The following is a 21,286-nucleotide window of genomic DNA, read 5'->3' as shown; positions in this document are numbered from 1 at the left end:
CGGGCGTGTGCCGGTGTCTGCCCGGCTACTCGGGCTTGAAGCCCGCGCCCTTGAGCAGCGCGGCGCTCTGCGCCACATCGGCGGCGATGAAGCGCTTGAACTGCTCGGTGCTTTCCGAAACCGTGTCGATGCCCAGGCTCGCGAAGGCGCCAGACCTGGCCAGCTCGGCCACCGCCGCGTTGGAGGCCTGGTTCAGCCGCTGCACCCGGTCGGCAGGCGTGTCCCTGGGCGCCCACAGTCCGTACCAGGACGTGTAGGCAAACCGCGGCAGGCCGCTTTCCTGCATGGTGGGCACCTCGGGCGCCAGCGGGCTGCGCTTGCCGGAGGTGATGGCAATCGGCCGCACCTTGCCGGCCTTGGCCAGCGGCAGCACGGAGACCATGGAGTCGAGCAGCAGGTCCACATGGCCGCCGCCCACATCCACCAGCGCGGGCTGCGTGCCCTTGTAGGGCACGTACTCGAGGCGCATGCGGCCCTGCTGGGCCAGCAGCAGCGTGGCCAGGTGGCTGGGTGCGCCCACGGCGGGAATGGCCGCCGTCCACGTGCTCTTGGCGCCTGCGGCCAGCACCTCGCCCAGCTTGCTGTGGGGCAGCTGCGGCGAGATCACCAGCATCAGCGGCGCCTCGCCCACGCGCGCCACGGGGACAAAGTCGGTCTGCGGGTCATAGGGCGGATGGGCCAATACCTGCTTGGCCAGCACATGCGTGGCGGCCGAGAACAGCAGGGTGTAGCCATCGGGGGCAGCCGCCAGCACCGCACGGCCCCCCACCACGCCGCTGCCGCCCACGCGGTTCTCGACGATGACCGTCGTGCCCAGCTGCTTGCGCAACTGCTCGGCGAACAGGCGCGCCGCGCTGTCCACGCCGCCGCCCGCCACGAACGGGACGATGACCTTGACCATCTTGCCCGGCTCGGGGAAGGCGGCGGGCGCACTGGACGAGGCCATGCTGGCGATGGGCAAGGCAGCCAGCGCACCAAGTAAAGCGCCCAGCACCGGCCCCTTCAGCCGTGTCAGAGTTTTCATGCTTTGTCTCCTGTTTCTTTTTGAAAATGGGCCGGCCGTTGCGTGGCTCAGCCCGGGTCCTGATTCGGCGCGCGCCGCCTGTGCCTGCGCACCAGCACGCTCAGCGTGTCGTCCAGGGCCTGGGCATCCAGCCCCCGCGTGATGAAGACGATGCGCGTGCGCCGGTCGGCACCCGGCCAGCGGGGCAGCGTCTGCGGCGGGGCGAACAGGTGCTGCACGCCATGGATGACCAGGGGCTGGTCCGGGTGCTCCTGCAGGTGCACGATGCCTTTGACGCGCAGCAGGTCATCGCCGCGCATGGCCGTGACCCAGTCCATCCATTCGCCGAACGCCTGCGCGGGCAGGGGCTCGTCGCGCTGCAGCACAAAGGACGAGATGCCGTCGCGGTGCGCGCCTGCCGGCGCTGTCACCGGAGCCATCAAAGGCTGGGCCATGGCCCGGTAGCCGGGTGCCTGGAGCATGCCCGCAGCGGCGTCCTCCTGCCCCGTCGCGCCTTCCGACATCAGCCGCTGCAGCAGCGCCACATGGTGGCCGGGGTCCATGCCTTGCGGCGCCTCGCCGTTGATGGCCTGCACCTGTGCCAGCAGTTGCGCAGCGGGCTGTGCGCCGCCCAGCAAATCTGTCTTGGTCAGCAGCACCAGGTCAGCCACAGCCAGTTGCCGCACGGCTTCGGGATAGCCTGCCAGCGTGGCGCTGCCCAGCACGGCATCGACCGTGCAGGCCACGCCGGCCAGCGCATAGCGCGCCCGCACGGCGGGCTCGCCCAGGAAGGAGCGCAGTATCGGCCCCGGGTCCGCCAGGCCGCTGGTTTCGATCAGCACGCGGCGCGGCGCGCCCTGTTCGCGCAGGGCCAGGCGCTCCAGCGCCTCCACCAGATCGCCGCGCACGCTGCAGCACAGGCAGCCATTGGCCAGCAGCACCGTGTCCTCGCAGGCCAGGCTGGTCAGGTCCTGGTCGATGCCGACCGCACCGAACTCGTTGACGATGACGGCCGTCCCGTGCAGGTCCGGCAGCGCCAGCAGCCGGTTGAGCAGCGTGGTCTTGCCGCTGCCCAGAAAGCCCGTGAGCACGGTGACCGGAATGCGCTGGCCCGCCGCTTCGGGCAGGGCCAGCAGGCTGGAGAAATGCCCGCTCATGACGCCACACCGCCCTGCACCCCGCCCTGCACCCCGCCCTGCACCCCACCATGCACCTCGGCGAACGAGCGCAGCGTGCGCTCCAGCCGCGCCAGCGCCCACTGCGCCACGGCCTGCGGCACCTCGTCCGAGCCCAGTGCATCGAGCAGGCCGCGCAGCGGCTGCGCGCCCTGCCCGGCTGCGGGCCGGGCACGGAACCAGGCCGCCACCTCGGGCTGCTCGCAGCGCTCGCCCCCATCCTGCAGGTAGTCCACGATGTCCAGCTCGAAGTCCTCCAGCCGCAGGCTGATGCCGCCCGCCCCGCAGGCGCAGGCACCGCCCAGCGCGACATGGCGCAGCGCCAGGGCGCACCACAGGTCCCAGAGCCGGCCGGCCTGCAGGGCGTGGTCGGAGGCCATGGCCGTGCTCACTGCCCGTCCCAGGCCACGGCTGAGGTTGCCGTTGCGGCCGACGGAGACCTGCCGCTGCGCAGCGCCTGCGTGCCCTCGTGGTCCACCTGTCCCTGGCCATCCAGCGCCACGCGGTAGACCTCGCGGGCCACCTGGGCGCTCACATAGCCTTCGCGCACGTCCTCGGCCACCTTGTCCAGTTCGCGCGCCAGCGGGTCGCCAAAGCCCCCGCCGCCGCCCGACAGCATGCGGTAGGCATCGCCGCGTTCCAGGCGCACGTTGAAGATCTTGGCGTTGGCATGGTCGGTCTTCCACTCGCCCTTGTGGCGCACGGCCAGGCCGTTGCCCATGGCATCGCCGCCGCCCTCCAGGCCCCAGGGCTTGCAGTGCACGCGGTCGATGCGCGTGGTGACGGTGAAGGGCGACAGCGCCTGCACCACCATCTCCGCGCCCAGGCCGCCCCGGTACTGGCCCGCGCCGGCCGAGTCCTGGCGGATCTCGTACTTCTCCACCAGCACCGGGTACTTGGCCTCGAGCTGCTCGGTGGGGCTGTTGTGGGTGTCGCCGTCATTGATGCAGACGGTGACGGACACGCCGTCCTCGCGGCTCTTGGCGCCCCAGCCGCCGCCCAGCGGGCCGATGCCGACGATGAACAACCGCCCGTCCTCGGGCGAGATGCCATGGATGTTGGGAAACACCAGGTCCGCGTGGTGGCCCGCGATGGAGCGGTCGGGAATCGCGGGCGCCAGCGCCTTGAAGATGGTGTCGATCACCGTCATGGGGAAGGTCATCCACACGCGCATGGGATACGGCCTCTCGGCGCTGATCACCGTTCCCATGGGCATGATCACCTTGAGCGGCCGGAAGCTCCCGTCGTTGACCGGGTAGTCGGTCGGCGTGGTGAGGCATTTGTAGGCCACCTGCGCGCAGGCGATGCCCGTGGTGAAACCCGAGTTGTAGAAGCCGCGCACCTGCTTGGAGACGTCCGACAGGTCCACCGTCATCTCGTCGCCCTGCACCGTGACCTTGACGCGGATGGGAATGCGCTTGCCGATGTCCAGCCCGTCGTCGTCCATGAAGGACTCGGCCTCGTACACGCCATCGGGAATCGACAGCGTGTTCTTGCGCGCCACGGCCTCGCTGGAATCCATGATCTGCGCGATGGCGCCGTTGACCGCATCCACGCCATAGCGCTGCAGCAGTTCCACATAGCGGCGCTCGCCCGTGGTGATGGCCGTGATCTGCGCGCGCAGATCGCCCAGGGCCCGCTCGGCCAGGCGCACGTTCATCGCGATGATGTCGATCAGGTCCTGGTTGACCTCGCCCTGGCGCTGGTACTTCATGATGGGGATCTGTATCCCTTCGCTGAAGATGTCCGTGGTGACGTTGCCCAGCGTGCCGCCCACGTCCAGCCAGTGGGCCATGCAGCAGGTGAAGCCTTCGAGCCGGCCCTCATGGAACACCGGCATGGTGAACGTGAAGTGGTTCAGGTGGCTGCCGGTGGTGTAGGCATCGTTGGTGACCAGGATGTCGCCGGGCAGGATGTTCTCGTAGCCGAAGTGGCGGATCTTGGCCTTGACCGTCTCCGACATGCCGCGGATGAACATGGGCAGGCCCAGGCCGATGGACACCGTGTCGCCCTCGCGCGTGAACAGGCCGACCGTGAAGTCCAGCGCCTCGTAGATGATGAGGTTGTAGGCCGTGCGCGTCAGGTTGGTCTTCATCTCCTCCGTGACGGCGTACAGGCCGTTGCGGATGATCTCGACGGTGACCGGATCGACGGGCCTGGAGTCAGTGGGGTGGTTCATGTGCGGTCGCTCCCGATGTCGATTTGCAGATTGCCCAGTTCGTCCACGCGCAGCCGGTCGCCGGGCTGCACGACGGTGGTGGATGCGTGTTCCTCGATCAGCGCGGGCCCCGCGATCTCGTTGCCCGCCAGCAGGCGCTCGCGCAGATGCACCGGCGTGTCCACCCAGCCGCTGGAGCGGAAATAGACGGGCTTGACCGTGCGCACGGAGGCACGGCTGGGCTCGGCGCTGCCGCGTTCCACGCTGTGCCTGGGCGGTTTCTTCATCGTGCCCAGCACGGTGACGCGCAGGCTCACGAGGTCGGCCGGCTCCTGCGGGGCCGAGGTGCCGTAGCGCACCTTGTGCAGCTCGTCGAACTGGCGCTTGATGGCCGAGCGGTCCCGTCCCTCGAAGAAGGCCATGGGCAGGTCCACGGTCACCGCATGCTCCTGGCCCACGTAGCGCATGTCGGCGGCGCGCTCGATCACGATGCCGTCCGGCGCGATGCCGGACTGCGCCAGCGCGGCGCGGCCCTCGTCCTCCATGCTCTGGTAGGCGGCCTCAATCTCCTCGAAGGACACCTCGCCCAGCTTGCGGAACACCGAGCGCACGTAGTCGTAGCGCAGGTCGGAGAACAGCATTCCGTAGGCCGAGAAATAGCCGGGCGCATAGGGAATCAGCACCTTGCGGATGCCGATCTCGCGCGCAATGGCCGAGGCGTGCAGCGGACCCGCGCCGCCGTAGACGACCATGGTGAAGCTGCCCGCGTCCAGGCCGCGCTCGGTGGTCACGGCCTTGACGGCATGCGACATCTGCGTCACGGCGATGCGCAGGATGCCGTCGGCCGCCTCGGTGGGCTCCAGGCCCAGCGGGGTCGCCACGCGCTCGGCCATCTGGCGCTGGCAGGCGTCCATGTCCAGCTGCAGCTCGCCGCCCAGGAAATGCTCCGCGTCCAGCCGGCCCAGCACCAGGTTGGCGTCGGTCACCGTGGGCTCCAGCCCGCCACGGCCATAGGCCACGGGGCCGGGGATGGAGCCGGCGCTCTGCGGGCCCACGCGCAGCGCGTTGCCCGTCTCCACGCGGGCGATGGAGCCGCCGCCCGTGCCCACTTCGTGGATATCCATCATCGGGATCTGTATCGGCAGGGCCTGCTCGTAGCCGCCGATCAGCGCCGAGCCCGTGGTCAGCGGCCGGCCCTCGCTGATCACGCCGGCCTTGGCCGTGGTGCCGCCCATGTCGAAGGCGATGGCATCGCCCATGCCCAATTGCGCACAGATGGCCTGGGCGCCGATCACGCCGGCCGCCGGCCCCGATTCGAGCATGCGCACGCAGCCCACCTTGGCGTGCTCGACCGGGAACAGGCCGCCGGTGGACTGCACGATGTAGAAATCGCCCTCGAAGCCCTTGCCGCCCAGGTGGTTCTCCAGCTGGCCCAGGTACTGCGACACGCGCGGCCCCACATAGGCATTGGCCACGGCGGTGGACACGCGCTCGAACTCGCGGTACTCCTGCGACAGCTCGTGCGAGGCGCAGACGAAGGCGCCCGGCATCTCTTCCTGCAGGATCTGCTTGACGCGCTGCTCGTGCGCCGGGTTGCGGTAGGAATGCAGCAGCAGCACGGCCACGGCCTCCACGCCCTGCCCCGCCAGCTCGCGGGCCAGCTCGCGCACGGCCGCCTCGTCCAGCGGCTTGTGCAGGCTGCCGTCGGCGCGCAGGCGCTCGGACACCTCATGGCGCAGAGAGCGCCGCACCAGCGGCTGGTGCTTGTTGAAGAACAGGTTGTAGGCATCGGGCCGGTTCACGCGGCCGATCTCGTAGATGTCGCGAAAGCCCTCGGTGATCAGCAGCGCGGTGTGGGCGCCATTGCGCTCCAGCAGCGTGTTGATGGCAATGGTGGAGCCATGCAGGAACAGATGGCCGTCGCGCCAGTCGATGCCCGCGCTGTCTATCGTGGCCTGGATGCCGTTGACCAGCTCGCCATGCGTGGACAGGGCCTTGCCGAACAGCAGCTGGCCGCTGGCCTCGTCGAACGCCGCCATGTCGGTGAAGGTGCCGCCGATATCGACGGCAATGCGCAGCCGGGGCCGCTGCGAAATCGCTTGTTGGTTATCCATGAAATTCTCCGGAGTCAGACGGCAGCGGTATCCGTGCCGATACGGTTGCGCAGCACGCCCAGCCCAGTGATCTCGACCTCGATCACATCGCCATGCTTCATGTACAGAGGCGGCTCGCGGCGGTCGCCCACGCCGCCCGGCGTGCCCGTGGCGATCACGTCGCCGGGCGACAGCGGCGTGAAGCGCGACACATAGGCCACGATGGTGGGGATGTCGAAGATCAGGTCGCCCAGGCTGGCCTGCTGCATCACGCTGCCGTTCAGGCGGGTCTGCAGCGCCAGGCTGCGCACGTCGGCCACCTCGTCGCGCGTGACCAGCCAGGGGCCGAAGGGCGCCGTGCCGGGAAAGTTCTTGCCGGGCGTGAACTGGTGCGTATGGCGCTGCCAGTCACGCACGCTCACATCGTTGAAGCAGGCATAGCCGGCGATGTGGTCGAAGGCATCTTCCTTTGCAATGTGGCGCCCGCCCCGGCCGATGACGAAGGCCAGCTCGCCCTCCCAGTCGAAACGCTCCGAGAAGGCCGGACGCAGCAGCTCGTCGCCATCGGCGGCCAGGCTGTCGTTGAAGCGCAGGAACAGCGACGGGTGCTCGCTGTCGGCGCGCCGCGTCTCGGCCACATGGGTCTTGTAGTTCAGGCCCACGCAGATGAGCTTGCCGGGGTTGGGGATGACGGGCAGCGCCTGGGTCTGCGCCGCATCGACGGACACGGCGCCGGCCTGCAGGGCCTGCTCCAGCTCGCCCAGCGCCTGTGCGCGCAGCACGGACAGCAGGTCGGGATGGCGGGCGAGAAAGTCGGCGGGCGGCAGCAGGAAGCGCTCGGCCAGAACCTGCCCGTAGCGGGGCTGTCCGGCATGGATGAAGCTGGCGAGTTTCAACGGATTTTCCTTAGGTTCGGTGTCTGGAAAACCTGCCAGGGCAAGGCCATTGGCAAGGCATGACTGCACTGTAGAAATCCCGTTGATATCTGGATAGATAGAATTTCAGGCTTTCAGAATTGCCTCATCAGGCATACCTCAACCGGGTAACCACCATGCACCTGCCCAGCGTCAAGCTCTTCCTTGAGGTCTCCGAAGCCGGCAGCATCAGCAAGGTCGCGGCACGGCGGCACACCGTGCAGTCGCACATCAGCCGGCAGATCAGCGAATTCGAAGCGTCTCTGGGCGGCCCCTTGCTGCGGCGCACGGGCCGGGGCGTCACGCTGACGCCGCTGGGCGCGCGGGCCGCGCTGCGGCTGCGCAGCTGGCTGCAGGAAACCGAGCAATTGCAGGAAACACTGCGTGCGGACGCAGGCCAGCTATGGGGCGAGGTGCGGCTGGGCATCGTGCCCTCGGCCGCGCACCCGCTGATGACGCATGTGTTCGACTGGCTGCAGCGCGAGCACCCCGGCATACGCCTGAACATCACCGAGGCCCAGGGCACGGAGCTCGACGCGCTGCTGGACAGCGGTGCCGTGGACCTGGCCATCCTCTTTCGCTTCGCACGCCCGGCCGGCGGCGACGAGCGGCTGCTGAGCACCGCGCACAGCTATCTGGTGTCGCGCCCTGGCGACCCCTTGACCCTGGCGCCCACCACGGAGTTCGCCGCGCTCGACGGCCTGCAACTGGTGCTGCCGCGACGCCCCAGCCATTGGCGCGATGCGCTCGATGAGGCCGCGCACAGCCACGGCTTTCGGCTCGCGGCGGCGGCCGAGGCCGACTCGCTGACCGTGCAAAAGGAACTCGTGGCCCACGCGCCCGGCCTCTACTCGGTGATCGGCCCGTACTCCATCGATGCCGAACTGCGCCAGGGCCGGCTGCAGGCCAGCCGCCTGGTCAATCCCGGCCTGGTGCGCCATGTGACGCTGGCTCTGCCCCGGCACGGCAAGCTCACCCAGGCCTGCCGCGTGGTGGGCGATGCCATCGAGGCATTGACGCAGGCCTGGGGACAGCAGCTGTCGCCGGGGCCCCTGAGCACCTCGGGACTGCTCGGCGGTTGAAGGGATCAGATATCGGCCCCATCGGCTCCAGTCGTCGGCCATGCACGCCGTGGCCAGGCCATCGGACCAGAACGGCCGCAACCATGTCAGCGGGCCTGGCCATCACGCACGGCTGCAATGGCCTCGATCTCGATCATGGCCGCCGGGTCGTACAGCGCCTGGATCTGGGCAATCGTGTCGGCCGGATAGGGGGCGCCGAAGAACTCGCGGCGCAGGGCGACCACCTCGTCGAAGTGGCCCATGTCGGTGACGAAGATGGTGACCTTGATCACGTCCTTCAGGCTGGAGCCGCCCGCCTCCAGCGCGCGGCGCAGATTGGCAAACGCCTGCCGGCCCTGGGCCAGGAAGCCACCCGGCACGATGCGGCCATCGTCTCCGGCGCCGGCCTGGCCGGAGATGAACAGCAGCTCGCCAAAGCGAATGCCTTGCGACAACAAAAACGGCTCGTAGGGGTCGGGTTGCGTGGTGACACGGTGCAGCATGGTTTCATTTCCTTCATCCATCCCCGGCAGGATCGCGCTTGGGGCATGGTTGGACGATAGGGAAGCCGGATGATTGCGACAAAGGTTCATTTGTCAGGCATAAGATGAGTTTTCCTCACCCCATTCCTCACCCGCCCCTTGCGTCCTCCAGCCCTCATGCAACGCAATCAGCTACCGCTTTCCGCACTGCGCGCCTTCGAGGCCGCCGCCCGCCTGGGCAGCTTCAAGCAGGCCGCCGACGACCTGGCAGTGACGCCCACGGCCATCAGCCACCAGATCCGCGCGCTGGAGGAACAGCTGGGCCTGGCGCTGTTCGATCGCCAGGTACGCAAGGTGGTGCTGACCGAGGCCGGCGCCCAGCTCTATCCGGTGCTGCGCGACGGTTTCGACGCCTTTGCCGCCACGCTGGAGCGCCTGCTGCAAAAGCGCCTGCGCGCCCAGGTCAGCATCTCGGCCACCAATGCGTTCACCGTGAAATGGCTGGTGCCGCGCATGGCCAGCTTCCGCGCGATGCACCCCGAGGTGGACCTGCAACTGCAGGCCTCGGACGATGTGGTGGACCTGCGCTCCCATGCCGTCGATATCGCCGTGCGCTACGGGCGCGGCCCCTATCAGGGCCTGGTGGCCGAGCCCCTGTTCAGCGACCGCTTTGCGCCCGTGGCCAATCCCCGGCTGGGCGTGCTGGGTCCGGCCGACCTGGCCCGCCTGCCGCTGATCCGCTTTGACTGGAAGACGGCGCACGCCAGCAATCCCACCTGGGAGCGCTGGTTTGACGAGGCAGGCCTGGCCTGGAATTCACCGGCGGGGCAACTGCGCTTTTCCGACGAGGGCCATGCCATCCAGGCGGCCATTGCCGGTCATGGCATTGCCCTGGTGAGCCTGGCCCTGGTGGCCGAAGACATTGCGGCCGGCCACCTGCTGCAGCCCTTCGGCCCCTCGATCACCGGCCATACCTACCATCTGGCCGTGGGCGAGCAACGGAAGCCGGGCCCCCATGTGCGCGCCGTCATGGACTGGCTCAGAAGCCAGTCCATGGCCGTGCCATAGCCGTACCGTAGCCGCCCTCAATAACCCCGTCCCGCGTCCACCGCCTGCGGCAGTTCGCCGCTGGCGCGCCAGCGCCGGATGTTGCCCGCCACGATGGCCGATGCCGTCGCGCGGTCCGTGGGTGCCGAGATGTGGGGCAGCACGGTCACGGCGGGGTGCGCCCATTGCCAGGACGATTCTGGCAGGGGCTCCTGGTCGAACACGTCCAGCACGGCATGGGCCAGGCGGCCGCCGTCCAGGGCGGCGCGCAGCGCGGCATCGTCCACGATGGGGCCGCGCGCAAAGTTGATCAGCGAGGCATGGGCGGGCAGCGCGGCCAGCGCCTGCGCGCCGACGATGCCGCGCGTCTGCGGCGTGAGCGGCAGCAGGCATACGAGGATGTCGGTCTGCGCCAGCATGGCGGGCAGCTCGGCATCACCCGCATGGCATTGCACGCCCTCGATGTGCCTGGGCGTGCGGCTCCAGCCGCGCACCTGGAAGCCTGCCGACAGCAGCCGCTGCGCGGCGGCCTTGCCCAGTGCGCCCAGGCCCAGCAGCGATACCGTCCTGTCCTGCGCGCGCACGCCGTCATGCGCCAGCCATTGGCGCTCGGCCTGCTGGCGGGCATAGCGCGGCATGTCGCGGTGCAGGTACAGGGTCCAGGCCAGCACGGCCTCGGCCATGGTGTCGGCCAGTTGCGGGTCCACCAGGCGGACGATGCGCAGGTCGGTATCGCCCAGGTCGGCCACCAGGCGCTCCACGCCGGCCCAGACGCTGTGCACCCATTGCAGGCGCGGCAGCGTGCGCAGGTCGGCAGGCTGGGGGTTGGCGACGATGGCGACCTCGCAGGCCGCGCGCTGGCCCGCATCCAGCGTATCGAGCGCCACCACGCGCTCCTCGGGCAGGGCGGCCTGCAGGGCCTGCAGCCAGGCCTGGGCTGCCGGGTAGCCGGGTGCGCAGACGAAAGGAAGCGGGGGGAGCGAGGCGCGAGGAGACAGCGAACCGCTCATTTGGCAAAAACCTTGTCCAGGTCGGCGAAGCCCTTGACCTCGATGGGATTGCCGCTGGGGTCGCGGAAGAACATGGTGGCCTGCTCGCCGGGCTCGCCCTCGAAGCGGATACCGGGTTGCAGCACGAAATCCACCACGCCACCCGACAGCCGCGCGGCCAGGGCCTTCCAGTCGTCCATGGCCATCACCAGGCCCAGGTGGGGCATGGGCACCATGTGGTCGCCCACGCGGCCGGTGTTCGTGACCGGGAAGGGCTCGCCCAGGTGCAGCGAGATCTGGTGGCCGAAGAAGTCGAAGTCCACCCAGGTCTCGGTGCTGCGGCCTTCCTGGCAGCCGAGCAGCGTGCCGTAGAAGGCGCGCGCTTCGTCCAGATCGCGGACATGGTAGGCAAGGTGGAAGCTGGTGCGCATGGCTGATCCTTTGGTTGTGCTTGTGGTGCAGGCAGGCTCGCAGGCCGTGGCCTGCCGTGGGTGGCGCGAGCCTAGCAGAGGCTTTTCAAAAGTGATAGCGTTGATTTCTTTGCAATCCCCAAGGAAATCTTTTGGAGACCCGCTATCTCAAGAGCCTGATCGCCGTGGTGGACAGCGGCTCCATCGCCGATGCGGCGCGCGCCGAGCACCTGACCGCCGCCGCCGTGGGCCAGCGCGTGCAGGCGCTGGAGCGCGAGCTTGGCTTTGCCCTGCTCTCGCGCAGCGGCCATGCGGCCCGCCCCACCCAGGCCTGCCTGGCCCTGCTGCCGCGCGCGCGGCGCCTGGTGCGCGAGGCCGCGCTGCTGGGCAGCGATGCCAGTGCCGATGGGCTGGCCGGCACGCTGCGCATCGGCGCCATCTCGACCGCGCTCACCGGCATGCTGCCGGCCGCGCTGCGCAAGCTCACGCAGGCGGCTCCACAGTGCCGGCCCGTCATCGTGCCGGGCACCTCGCGCGCGCTGTTCCAGATGCTGCAGGCCGGCGAGCTCGATGCCGCCGTCATCGTGGCGCCCCCTTTTGAACTGCCCAAGGCGCTGCGCAGCGTGCAGCTGCGCCGCGAGCCGCTGGTGCTGCTGGCACCGCCCCAGGCACGCGGCCGGCCTGCCGCGCTGCTGCGCAGCCTGCCCTACATACGCTACGACCCCGATGCCTGGGGTGGCCGCCATGCGGCCGACTGGCTGGCCGACCAGGGGCTGGAGCCTGCGGTGCTGTGCGACCTGGACGCGCTGGAGGCCATTGCCATGCTGGCCGCCGACGGCATGGGCGTGGGCCTGGTGCCGCACTGGACGGGCCTGGAGCGCTTCATGGGCGACTGCCGCATGCTGCCCATTGCGGGCGCGGCCTATGAGCGCGCCATCTTGCTGGTGACCAGCGCCGAGCCCGACCTGCCGCGCATGGCCGAGCTGCTGGAGGGCGCACTCGCGTAGGTTGCGGCTTTCGTTCTCAATCCGCCTGCACGTAGCCCGTGACGCGGATCATTTCGCGGTACTTGGCGATCTCGCGCGCATAGGCGGCCGCTGCATCGTCCAGGCCCATGGGCTTGGCGACATCACGGCCGTCGGCCTCCAGCTTGGCGATGACCTGCGGGTCCAGCAGGGCCTGGCCGATGGCCTGGTTCAGGCGCTGCTTGACGTCCTGCGGCGTGCCCCGCTTGACGAAGTAGCCCGCCAGGCTGGCGTACTCGAAATCGCGCAGCGCCGGCACTTCGGTGATGCTGGGCACGGCCGACAGCACGGCAGGCCGGTTGCGCGACAGCACGGCCAGCGCCCGGAAGCGGCCGGTGCGGATCATCTCCAGCATGGACGCCTGGAACGGCATGATGCTGAAGTCGATCTGGCCGCCGGCCAGGTCCTGGATCACGGGTGCCGTGCCCGCATAGGGCGCGTGCGTGAACGGCACCTTCACCACCTTGCCCATGTACTCGGTGATCAGGTGGTAGAGCGAGCCCACGCCCACGGAGCCGTAGGTCAGCGAATTGCTTTCGTTGCGCGAGCGCGCCAGCGCCAGGAACTCTTGCATGTTCCGGGCCGGCAGGCCCGAGCGCACCAGCAGCACCAGGTGGGTGACGGTGATGTACTGCAGGTTCTCGAACGCATCGGGCTGGTAGCGCACGGCCTTGTTGGTGAGCGGCGGCAGGATGAGTTCGTTTTGCGTGCCCTGGAAGAACATGCTGCCATCGGCCCTGGCGCCCAGCACTTTGGATGCGGCAATCGTGCCCGTGGCGCCGCCCAGGTTCTCCACGATCACCTTGGCCGCCAGTCCCTCGCTTATGGGCTTGCTCAGAATGCGGGCGCTGACGTCGCTGGGCCCGCCTGCCGGGTAGGGCACCATCAGGCTGACCGGGCCGGGCGCCGAGGCCGCGGCGGGCTGCAGCAGCAGAGGCGCCAGCGGCAGGCCGGCGGCGATTTTCAGGAGCGAGCGGCGTGTGGGCAAGGCAAGTGGATTCATGAAAGTGCACCAGGCAGTGGCTTGAGGGGGAAGGCGGGAATCAGGCGCGCCCTACCACCGGGCGTGGGGCAGGCGTGCAATGGTGTGGAGCACCGCCAGGCCGCGCGGGACGATGGTGTCCACCTCGCAGTACTCGTCGGTGGTGTGGAACTTGCCGCCCACGGGTCCGGTGCCGCACAGCGTGATGGCGCCCAGGCTGGAGGTCACGCCCGAGTCCGCGCAGCCGCCGCTGAACTCGCCCTCGGCCTTGTGGCCCAGCGTGCCCAGCTCGGCCTGGTACAGCTCGAACAGTTGCTGCGACTGCGGCGTGGGAACGAAGGGGCGGAACTCGCCGGTGATGTTCAGCGTGGAGCGCGTGCCCTGGATGAAGGACTTGTCGCAGATGCAGCGGATGCGGCCCACCAGGGACTCGCGCTGGTCCAGGTCGAAGATGCGCAGGTCGATGGCCGCCTTGGCCGACGGCGCCGACGTATTCACCGACAGGCCGCCCGACACCAGGCCCACGTTGACGGTGACGCCCTTGTCCAGGTCGGTGAGCGCGTCCAGCGCCACCACCTTGTGCGCCAGCTCCGAGATGGCGCTGATGCCCTCGGCGAAGTTGGCGCCCGAGTGTGCCGCCTTGCCCTCGATCTCCACGCCGAAGAACACGCCGCCCTTGCGGCCCGTGACCACGTTGCCCGAAGGCCGGCCCGGCTCCGCATTGAAGACAAAGCCCGCCTTGCGCGCAAAGGGCTCGATGACGGACTTGCTCAGGGGCGAGCCGATCTCCTCGTCGCAGGTGAACAGGCCCGTGACCTCGGGCGCAGGCTCCGCGCTGTGGGCCAGCGCAGCCAGCAGGAAGGCGTTCATGACGATGCCCGACTTCATGTCGGCCACGCCCGGGCCGTAGGCCCTGCCGCCTTCGATGCGAAACGGCCTGCGCGCGGCCTCGCCTTCAGGGAAGACCGTGTCGCAGTGCCCCATCAGCAGCACGGGCCTGCCCACGGTGCTGCCCGCGTTCACGGTGACCGAGATCGCGGCCTCCACGCCATCGACGAAATGCGGGCTGACCTGCAGCCCCTGGCCCAGGAAGAAGGCCTCCAGGCGCCGGAACACGCGCGCCACGCCAGGCTTGTCGAAACTGCCCGAGTCGATGTTGACGATGTCCGCCAGCAGCGAAAGCATGTTCTCCCGCTGGCCCTTGATCCACTCCGACGCGCCGAACGCCCGGTCCGCACTGACAATGGCTTGCTGTGGCATCCGCTGCCTCCGTATTTTTCAATACTTGGTATTGTTATTTAATACTTCAGATTCACAATCAGGTAAAACGATGATCGAAAACGCGTTGTATGTGGGTTCCGTGGGCAAGGCATTCCGCGTGCTGGACTGCTTCAAGGGCGCGGCGGGCGACCTGAGCCTCACGGAAATCATGGAGCGCAGCGGCCTGGACAAGAGCGCCGCCCAGCGCTACGCCTACACCCTCAGCGCCGAGGGCTACCTGCAGCAAAACAGCCAGACCCGCCGCTACCGGCTGGGCGCGGGCGTGCTGGACCTGACCTTCCATTTCCTGCGCACCCATGCGCTGGCGGAAGCGCTCAACCCCCTGCTGCTGCAGCTGTCCAAGGACACGGAGCAGAAGATCAGCCTGTCGCTGCGCGACGGCGACTGGCTGGTGCATGTGCTGCGCCACCAGACCAGCACCGAGCACTACCACGCCTCGCTCGTGGGCCGGCGCGTGCCCCTGCATTGCACGGCAGGCGGGCGCGCCGTGATGGCCCGGCTGGACGAGGCGCAGGTGGAGCAGTTGCTGGCCCCCGGCCGCCTGGTGGCCAGCACGCCCCGGACGCTGACCACCGCCAAGGCCGTCCAGGCGGAACTGAAGAAGGTGCGCGAGCGCGGCTACGCCATGGTGGTCGATGAATTCATCATGGGCGAGGTCGCGCTGGCCGCCGCCGTGGTCGATGCCGACGGCGTGCCGCTGGGCGCCCTGCACCTGAGCGGCTCCTCAAGCCAGTGGAGCGGCGCCGACTACGCGAAGAAGTTCTCGCCCCTGCTGCTCAACGCCATCGCCCAGTACGAGCGGCGCAACGCGTAGCGCCTGCCGTCCAGCGCGGATCCCGCTATACTGCACCCCTTCTTTCTTGAACGAGCTGCTGCAGGAAAGACGTTTTCCGGGCCTTTGCCGCCCGGGTGTCTTTCATCGTCCGTACACCCATCGGACGCGGCGAGCGCCAACCAGGCCTCGCGGATCTGCAGCCATGAGCACTCCTCAACGACTCCAGCGTGCCTTTGCACGCACGGGCATCTCTCTCGACTATCGCGACGGCATCTACCACGTGCGCGATGGCCAGGCCGAGGCCCACATTCTTCTTCCCGACAGCCTTCCCCTGGAGGACAAGGCCGTGCGCCAGTTGCTGGCCTTTGCCGCCGTGCGCCGGCATGACGGCCAGGGCAGCCACGGCGCCGTCTGCCGCGCCTGCGCCACGCCCGATTTCCATCCGGGCACGGTGGCGCCCGTGGGCAGCGTGGTGGCCACGCCATCGGACTTCGTCATTCCGGCCGCCATCGGCACGGACATCAACTGCAGCGTGCGCCTGCTGACCACGGGCGCCCGGCTGGACCAGCTGGCGCCACACAAGGGCCGGCTGGTGGAACTGCTGACCGCCAGCCTGCTGGGCAGCGGGCGCGACGTGCCCGTGACCACGGCCGCATTCCGCGCGCTGTTCGACCACGGGCCGGCCGCCTTTGTGGACCAGCTGAGCGGCCAGGGCCTGTGGGGCCATGTCGACAGGGATCGCCTGCACCGCGAGCTGGCCGCCTGCATCGGCCTGGACAGCTTCGCTGGCAGCGCCCGCCACGCGCCCCATGCCTATCTGCAGGAGCGCCATGCCGTGTTCCGCGACCCGTGCCTGGGCACGGTGGGATCGGGCAACCATTTCGTGGAACTGCAGGTGGTCGACGAGGTGCTGGACCGCCACGCGGCCTACCGGGCCGGCCTGCGCGCAGGCGACGTGGTGGTGATGATCCACAGCGGCTCGCGCGACCTGGGCTTTTACGTGGGCCAGGCCTGGATGGACCGCGCCCGGGCCGAGTGGCCGCAAGGCGTGAAGCACCCGGCCAGCGGCCTGTACGGCCTGTCGGGTCCGCTGGCCGGCGAGTACCTGCAGGCCATGGGCGTGGCGGCGCGCTATGCCTGGGCCAACCGCGTGGTGCTGGCCGAGCTGGTGCGCAAGGACCTGGAGCAGATCGTGGGCGCAGCGGATTCGCGCCTGGTGGTCGATGTGCCGCATAACGTGGTCCTGCAGCAAGGCGGCATGAACATCCACCGCAAGGGCGCCACGCCGGCCAACGAGGGCGACTTCGCGCTGATCCCGGGGTCCATGGGCGATGCCTCCTACCTGGTCACGGGCCTGGGCGCGGCCGACTGGCTCTGGTCCTGCAGCCATGGCGCGGGGCGGCGCATGCGCCGCCAGGCCGTGCGCGCGCTCCGGCCCGAAGCCCGTGCAGGCCATGCGGGCGAACAGGGCTGGCAATGCGTGACGCTGCGCGAGGAGCGCCGCATCGAGGAGGCGCCCGAAGCCTACAAGCCCATCGGCCCGGTCATCGAGTCGCAGGAGGCCGCCGGCCTGATCCACGCCGCCGTGAAGCTCAGGCCCTGGATCACCTTCAAGGCCTGAGCACCGGCAGGCGCCTCACTGCAGCCGCAAGCCGTCCGCCGCACGGTCCTGGGCCAGCTTGCGGTACAGCGTCTGGCGGCTGATGCCCAGCATGCGCGCGGCCTGGGTGACATTGCCCCGGCAGTTCTCCAGCGCCTGCCGCACGGCCGAGCGCGAGAGTTCATCCAGGCTCTGCGGCGCAGCGTCGAGCCGGGGGCCGCTGCGGGCGGTCTGCGCCAGCTCGGCCTGGAAGTCGTCGGGCAGGTGCTGCCACTGCAGGCAGTCCTCATGGGGATCGAGCATGGCGCAGGCCGTTCTCAGCACGCTGGCGCACTGGCGCAGATTGCCGGGCCAGCCATGGCCGGCCAGCTGCGCCAGCAGGGCCGGTGCCATGCGCAGCGGGCGCGCGGGTTCGATGTCGGCCAGCATGCGCGCGGCCAGCGCCTCGAAGTCGCCGCGCTCGCGCAGCGGAGGCAGCTCCACGGCCAGGCCGTTGATGCGGTAGTACAGGTCGGCACGAAACCGCCCCTGGTCGGCATCCTCGCGCAGCCTGCGGTTGGAGGCGCTGACCAGCGCGAAATCGACCGCAACGGGCGTGCCACCGCCCAGCGGCACCACCTGCCGCTCCTGCAGCACGCGCAGCAGCCGGGTCTGCAGCGACAGCGGCATGTCGCCGATCTCGTCCAGGAACAGCGTGCCGCCGTGCGCCTGGCGCAGCAGGCCCGCCTGTCCTTCGCGCCGCCCGCCCGTGAAGGCGCCCTGGCGGTAGCCGAACAGCTCGGCCTCGATCAGCGACTCGGGCATGGCCGCGCAGTTGATGGCCACGAACGGGCCGTCGCGGCGTGGCCCGCTGTCGTGGGCCGCGCGCGCAAACCATTCCTTGCCCACGCCGGACTCGCCCTGGATGAGCAGCGCAATCGGCTTGCCCAGCACGCGCCGGGCCTTGTCCGCCGCCGTGCGCCAGCGCGCATCGCCCGTGTCCAGCCGCGCCAGCGCATCGCGCGCCGGCTGCTGCGGCGCCTGTTCCTGTTGCTGTTGCTCTGCAACCCGCTCCACGACCGAGGACCGGACCGTGCGCCGGTCCGGCACCAGCTGGCCGAACAGCGCCGTGCCGTCATGGCGCCGCAGCGGCTGGGCCGCATCGGGCTGGCGGTGCTGGCGTGACAGCAGCTCCTCCAGGCCCGCGTCCAGCACCTGCTCCAGCGACACGCTGCCCAGCTGCGCCCGCGACAGGCGCAGCAGGGCCAGCGCGGCGCGGTTGGCGCCCACCAGCCATCCGTCCGCGGAGATCAGCGCAATGCCTTCGGCCACCGTGCCAATGCCTTCGGGCCGCGCGTGCAGGTGCAGGCGGATGTGGCGCTGGCCGTCGCAGGCCATGAGGCGGTTTTCGATCATGCGGGCCGCCGTGCCGACCAGGCCCAGCGTGTGCGGGCTGCCCCGGCCATGTTCGCTGGAGATGTCCAGGATGCCCAGCAGCTGGCCCGTGCCCGACAGGATGGGCGCGGCCGCGCAGGTGAGAAAGCCGTTGCGCTCCAGGAAATGCTCGCCGCCCTGGATTTCGATGGAGTCCATCTCGGCCAGTGCCGTGCCGATGGCATTGGTGCCGCGCTGCGCCTCATGCCAGGACGCGCCGCTGGCCAGGGCCACGCGCTCGGCCTTGCCCAGAAAGAAGGGGTCGCCGCAGGTATCCACCAGGGTGCCGCAGGGGCCGGCCAGCACCACCACGCTCTGGCTGCCGCGCACCTGCTCGGACAGGTATTCCATGACGGGCCGTGAATGCGCCAGCAGCGCATGGTGGCGGCTGCGCAGCACGCCCAGCGCGTGCTGCTCCAGGTTGTCGGCGGCGCCCAGCCGTCCTGTGGGACGCAGTCCCTGCTCGATGCAGCGCTGCCACGAGCGCGCCAGGCGCTCGTCCACCAGGCCGCTGGGGCACAGGCCTGACTCCATCAGGCTGTGACGGGCCTGGCGCAAGGCCACAAGGGAGGCTCTCGATTGCATGCTGTCTCCTGCTCGGGCGTCATTGCGCCGCGTTGCAGACCAGTATGCGGGGCCGGCGGGCACCGGGCAAGCCAAGTGGCAGGCCAAGCGCCCGACTGTTCCATTTCTGGACAGTTGTCCTGTTGCGGAACGTCACTGCACAGGGCGAACGCGCACGGGAATACCCGCAGCAGCCACGTCCCGCATGCCTTTGCGGGCACCTGCCCTGCGGCCTGCGGGCTGGCACGGCTTTTGAATCATGTCTGCCGTCCGGCAATGGCCGGATATCCCGATCCACACCCGATCACAACAGACCCATAAGCATCCTCAGGAGACAAGCAGCATGACCGTCTACGCAGCACCCGGCGCCGCTGGCGCCAAGATCGCCTACAAGGCCCGCTACGACAACTTCATCGGCGGCAGGTTCGTACCTCCGGTCAAGGAGCAGTACTTCGACGTGGTCACCCCCATCAGCGGCAAGGTCTACACCCGCGCCGCGCGCTCCACGGCCGAGGACATCGAACTGGCGCTGGACGCCGCCCATGCCGCCAGCGACGCCTGGGGCCGCACCAGCGCGGCCGAGCGTGCGAACGTCCTGCTGAAGATCGCCGACCGCATCGAGGCCAACCTGGAGCTGCTCGCCTATGCCGAGACCGTGGACAACGGCAAGGCCATCCGCGAGACGCTGAATGCCGACATCCCGCTGACCGTGGACCATTTCCGCTATTTCGCGGGCTGCGTGCGCGCCCAGGAAGGCGCGCTCAGCCATATCGACGAGACCACGGTGGCCTATCACATCCAGGAGCCGCTGGGCGTGGTGGGCCAGATCATTCCCTGGAACTTCCCCATCCTCATGGCGGCCTGGAAGCTGGCGCCCGCGCTGGGCGCAGGCAACTGCGTGGTGCTCAAGCCGGCCGAGTCCACGCCCATCAGCATCCTGATCCTGGCCGAGCTCATTGCCGACCTGCTGCCGCCCGGCGTGCTCAACATCGTCAACGGCTTCGGCCGCGAGGCCGGCATGCCGCTGGCCACCAGCAAGCGCATCGCCAAGATCGCCTTCACGGGCTCCACCTCCACGGGCCGCGTGATTGCCCAGGCCGCCGCCAACAACCTGATCCCGGCCACGCTGGAGCTGGGCGGCAAGTCGCCCAACATCTTCTTCGCCGACGTGATGGACAAGGACGATGCCTTCCTCGACAAGGCCGTCGAAGGGCTGGTGCTGTTCGCCTTCAACCAGGGCGAGGTCTGCACCTGCCCCAGCCGCGCGCTGATCCACGAAAGCATCTACGACCGCTTCATGGAGCGCGTGCTCCAGCGCGTGGCCGCCATCCGGCATGCCAACCCGCTGGACACCGACAGCATGATGGGCGCGCAGGCGTCCAAGGAGCAGCTCACCAAGATCCTGTCGTACCTGGACCTGGGCAAGCAGGAGGGCGCCGAGGTGCTGGCCGGCGGCGGCCAGGCCCATCTGGGCGGTGACCTGGAAGGCGGCTACTACGTGCAGCCCACGCTGTTCAAGGGCCACAACAAGATGCGCATCTTCCAGGAGGAAATCTTCGGCCCCGTGCTGGCCGTGACCACCTTCAAGGACGAGGCCGAGGCCCTGGCCATTGCCAACGACACGCTCTACGGCCTGGGCGCGGGCGTGTGGAGCCGCAACGGCAACGTGGCCTACCGCATGGGCCGGGCCATCAAGGCCGGGCGCGTGTGGACCAACTGCTACCACGCCTACCCGGCGCATGCGGCCTTCGGCGGCTACAAGGAATCGGGCATCGGCCGGGAGACCCACAAGATGATGCTGGACCACTACCAGCAGACCAAGAACCTGCTGGTCAGCTACAGCGAGAACAAGCTGGGCTTCTTCTGAAGTTCTTCCCAGGTGAATGCGGCCGGCGGCGCACAGCGCGGCCGGCCGCCCAGGAAAGGACCAACCCATGGTTGACAAAGTGATTGCCACCGACGCCGCGCTGGCGCTGATCGCCGACCTGCAGGCGCAGCACGGGCCGGTGTTCTTCCACCAGTCCGGGGGCTGCTGCGACAACAGCGCCGCCAACTGCTATCTGCCCGGCGAGCTGACGATAGGCGCCCAGGACGTGCTGCTGGGCCAGGTGGGCGGCGCGCCCTTCTACATTGGCAAGTCGCAGTACGAATACTGGAAGCACACCCAGCTCATCCTCGACGTGATCGAGGGCCAGGGCGGCACCTTCTCGCTGGAGGGCAGCACGGGCAAGGCCTTCCACACACGCTCCAGGCTGTTCACGGACGAGGAATACGCCGAGATCCTGGCCAGCGAAGGCAACAGCCCCTGACAGGG

General features: G+C 69.2%; 19 protein-coding genes. 7 read left to right on the top strand and 12 right to left on the bottom strand.

Going from position 1 to position 21,286, the window contains the following annotated elements; all coding sequences use genetic code 11:
- Nucleotides 1–25: 25 nt before the first annotated feature.
- The 6 genes from KDK82_RS00720 to KDK82_RS00695 are packed head-to-tail and all read right to left on the bottom strand — an operon-like array spanning nt 26 to nt 7,325.
- Nucleotides 26–1,024, bottom strand: a complete 999-nt coding sequence (locus KDK82_RS00720; RefSeq protein ID WP_088163726.1) for a tripartite tricarboxylate transporter substrate binding protein — start codon at nt 1,022–1,024, stop codon at nt 26–28.
- Between the two features lie 47 nt (nt 1,025–1,071).
- On the bottom strand, nt 1,072–2,160 hold the full coding sequence (locus tag KDK82_RS00715) for a GTP-binding protein (RefSeq protein ID WP_088163724.1): 1,089 nt from the start codon (nt 2,158–2,160) through the stop codon (nt 1,072–1,074).
- On the bottom strand, nt 2,157–2,558 hold the full coding sequence (locus KDK82_RS00710; RefSeq protein WP_088165407.1) for a hypothetical protein: 402 nt from the start codon (nt 2,556–2,558) through the stop codon (nt 2,157–2,159). The genes KDK82_RS00715 and KDK82_RS00710 overlap by 4 nt, the downstream gene beginning before the upstream one ends.
- A gap of 8 nt (nt 2,559–2,566) precedes the next feature.
- Complete coding sequence (locus KDK82_RS00705) at nt 2,567–4,357, bottom strand: hydantoinase B/oxoprolinase family protein (protein ID WP_043822131.1); 1,791 nt, start codon at nt 4,355–4,357, stop codon at nt 2,567–2,569.
- Nucleotides 4,354–6,450, bottom strand: coding sequence for a hydantoinase/oxoprolinase family protein (locus KDK82_RS00700; protein WP_013800699.1), 2,097 nt, complete (start codon nt 6,448–6,450; stop codon nt 4,354–4,356). Before KDK82_RS00700 ends, KDK82_RS00705 begins: the two co-directional genes overlap by 4 nt.
- 14 nt (nt 6,451–6,464) lie before the next feature.
- Entirely contained in the window at nt 6,465–7,325 is an 861-nt protein-coding gene (locus KDK82_RS00695) for a fumarylacetoacetate hydrolase family protein (protein WP_088163722.1), read from the bottom strand.
- 155 nt (nt 7,326–7,480) lie between these two features.
- On the opposite strand from KDK82_RS00695, the gene KDK82_RS00690 reads away from it, so the two are divergent.
- Nucleotides 7,481–8,425: a LysR family transcriptional regulator gene (locus KDK82_RS00690; protein ID WP_013800697.1), complete on the top strand. Its 945-nt coding sequence runs from the start codon at nt 7,481–7,483 to the stop codon at nt 8,423–8,425.
- Between the two features lie 86 nt (nt 8,426–8,511).
- Here KDK82_RS00690 and KDK82_RS00685 read toward each other — a convergent pair whose 3' ends face one another.
- Nucleotides 8,512–8,907: a RidA family protein gene (locus tag KDK82_RS00685; protein WP_016445482.1), complete on the bottom strand. Its 396-nt coding sequence runs from the start codon at nt 8,905–8,907 to the stop codon at nt 8,512–8,514.
- 156 nt (nt 8,908–9,063) lie between these two features.
- Here KDK82_RS00685 and KDK82_RS00680 point away from each other — a divergent pair, with 156 nt between their 5' ends.
- Nucleotides 9,064–9,954, top strand: coding sequence for a LysR substrate-binding domain-containing protein (locus KDK82_RS00680; RefSeq protein WP_088163720.1), 891 nt, complete (start codon nt 9,064–9,066; stop codon nt 9,952–9,954).
- 17 nt (nt 9,955–9,971) lie between these two features.
- Here KDK82_RS00680 and KDK82_RS00675 read toward each other — a convergent pair whose 3' ends face one another.
- Together KDK82_RS00675 and KDK82_RS00670 are read right to left on the bottom strand one after the other, a co-directional pair.
- Nucleotides 9,972–10,943 carry a glyoxylate/hydroxypyruvate reductase A gene (locus tag KDK82_RS00675; RefSeq protein ID WP_088163718.1) on the bottom strand — a complete coding sequence of 324 codons (972 nt, stop codon included), beginning with the start codon at nt 10,941–10,943 and terminating at the stop codon, nt 9,972–9,974.
- On the bottom strand, nt 10,940–11,353 hold the full coding sequence (locus KDK82_RS00670) for a VOC family protein (RefSeq protein ID WP_012207434.1): 414 nt from the start codon (nt 11,351–11,353) through the stop codon (nt 10,940–10,942). The genes KDK82_RS00675 and KDK82_RS00670 overlap by 4 nt, the downstream gene beginning before the upstream one ends.
- A gap of 131 nt (nt 11,354–11,484) precedes the next feature.
- On the opposite strand from KDK82_RS00670, the gene KDK82_RS00665 reads away from it, so the two are divergent.
- Nucleotides 11,485–12,339, top strand: coding sequence for a LysR substrate-binding domain-containing protein (locus tag KDK82_RS00665; RefSeq protein WP_016445479.1), 855 nt, complete (start codon nt 11,485–11,487; stop codon nt 12,337–12,339).
- A 16-nt stretch (nt 12,340–12,355) separates the two neighbouring features.
- Here KDK82_RS00665 and KDK82_RS00660 read toward each other — a convergent pair whose 3' ends face one another.
- Together KDK82_RS00660 and KDK82_RS00655 are read right to left on the bottom strand one after the other, a co-directional pair.
- Complete coding sequence (locus KDK82_RS00660; protein WP_088163716.1) at nt 12,356–13,360, bottom strand: tripartite tricarboxylate transporter substrate binding protein; 1,005 nt, start codon at nt 13,358–13,360, stop codon at nt 12,356–12,358.
- 51 nt (nt 13,361–13,411) lie between these two features.
- On the bottom strand, nt 13,412–14,599 hold the full coding sequence (locus KDK82_RS00655; protein ID WP_088163714.1) for a M20 family metallopeptidase: 1,188 nt from the start codon (nt 14,597–14,599) through the stop codon (nt 13,412–13,414).
- 70 nt (nt 14,600–14,669) lie between these two features.
- On the opposite strand from KDK82_RS00655, the gene KDK82_RS00650 reads away from it, so the two are divergent.
- Both KDK82_RS00650 and KDK82_RS00645 read left to right on the top strand, forming a co-directional pair.
- Nucleotides 14,670–15,434 (top strand): IclR family transcriptional regulator, encoded by a 765-nt coding sequence (locus tag KDK82_RS00650; protein ID WP_088163712.1) that lies wholly within the window; start codon nt 14,670–14,672, stop codon nt 15,432–15,434.
- Between the two features lie 163 nt (nt 15,435–15,597).
- Entirely contained in the window at nt 15,598–17,016 is a 1,419-nt protein-coding gene (locus KDK82_RS00645; protein WP_088163710.1) for an RtcB family protein, read from the top strand.
- A 15-nt stretch (nt 17,017–17,031) separates the two neighbouring features.
- Here the strand turns inward: KDK82_RS00645 and KDK82_RS00640 are convergent, their stop codons facing one another.
- Complete coding sequence (locus KDK82_RS00640; RefSeq protein WP_088163708.1) at nt 17,032–18,993, bottom strand: sigma-54-dependent Fis family transcriptional regulator; 1,962 nt, start codon at nt 18,991–18,993, stop codon at nt 17,032–17,034.
- A 322-nt stretch (nt 18,994–19,315) separates the two neighbouring features.
- Between KDK82_RS00640 and KDK82_RS00635 the strand changes: the two genes are divergently transcribed.
- Nucleotides 19,316–20,839 (top strand): aldehyde dehydrogenase family protein, encoded by a 1,524-nt coding sequence (locus tag KDK82_RS00635; protein ID WP_012207447.1) that lies wholly within the window; start codon nt 19,316–19,318, stop codon nt 20,837–20,839.
- A 67-nt stretch (nt 20,840–20,906) separates the two neighbouring features.
- Complete coding sequence (locus tag KDK82_RS00630) at nt 20,907–21,281, top strand: DUF779 domain-containing protein (RefSeq protein ID WP_088165406.1); 375 nt, start codon at nt 20,907–20,909, stop codon at nt 21,279–21,281.
- The last annotated feature ends 5 nt before the right edge of the window (nt 21,282–21,286 follow it).

Origin of the sequence: Delftia sp. K82, from assembly GCF_002193035.1 — a bacterium.
GTDB lineage: Bacteria > Pseudomonadota > Gammaproteobacteria > Burkholderiales > Burkholderiaceae_C > Comamonas > Comamonas acidovorans.
This window is presented reverse-complemented; position numbering and strand designations above follow the sequence as displayed.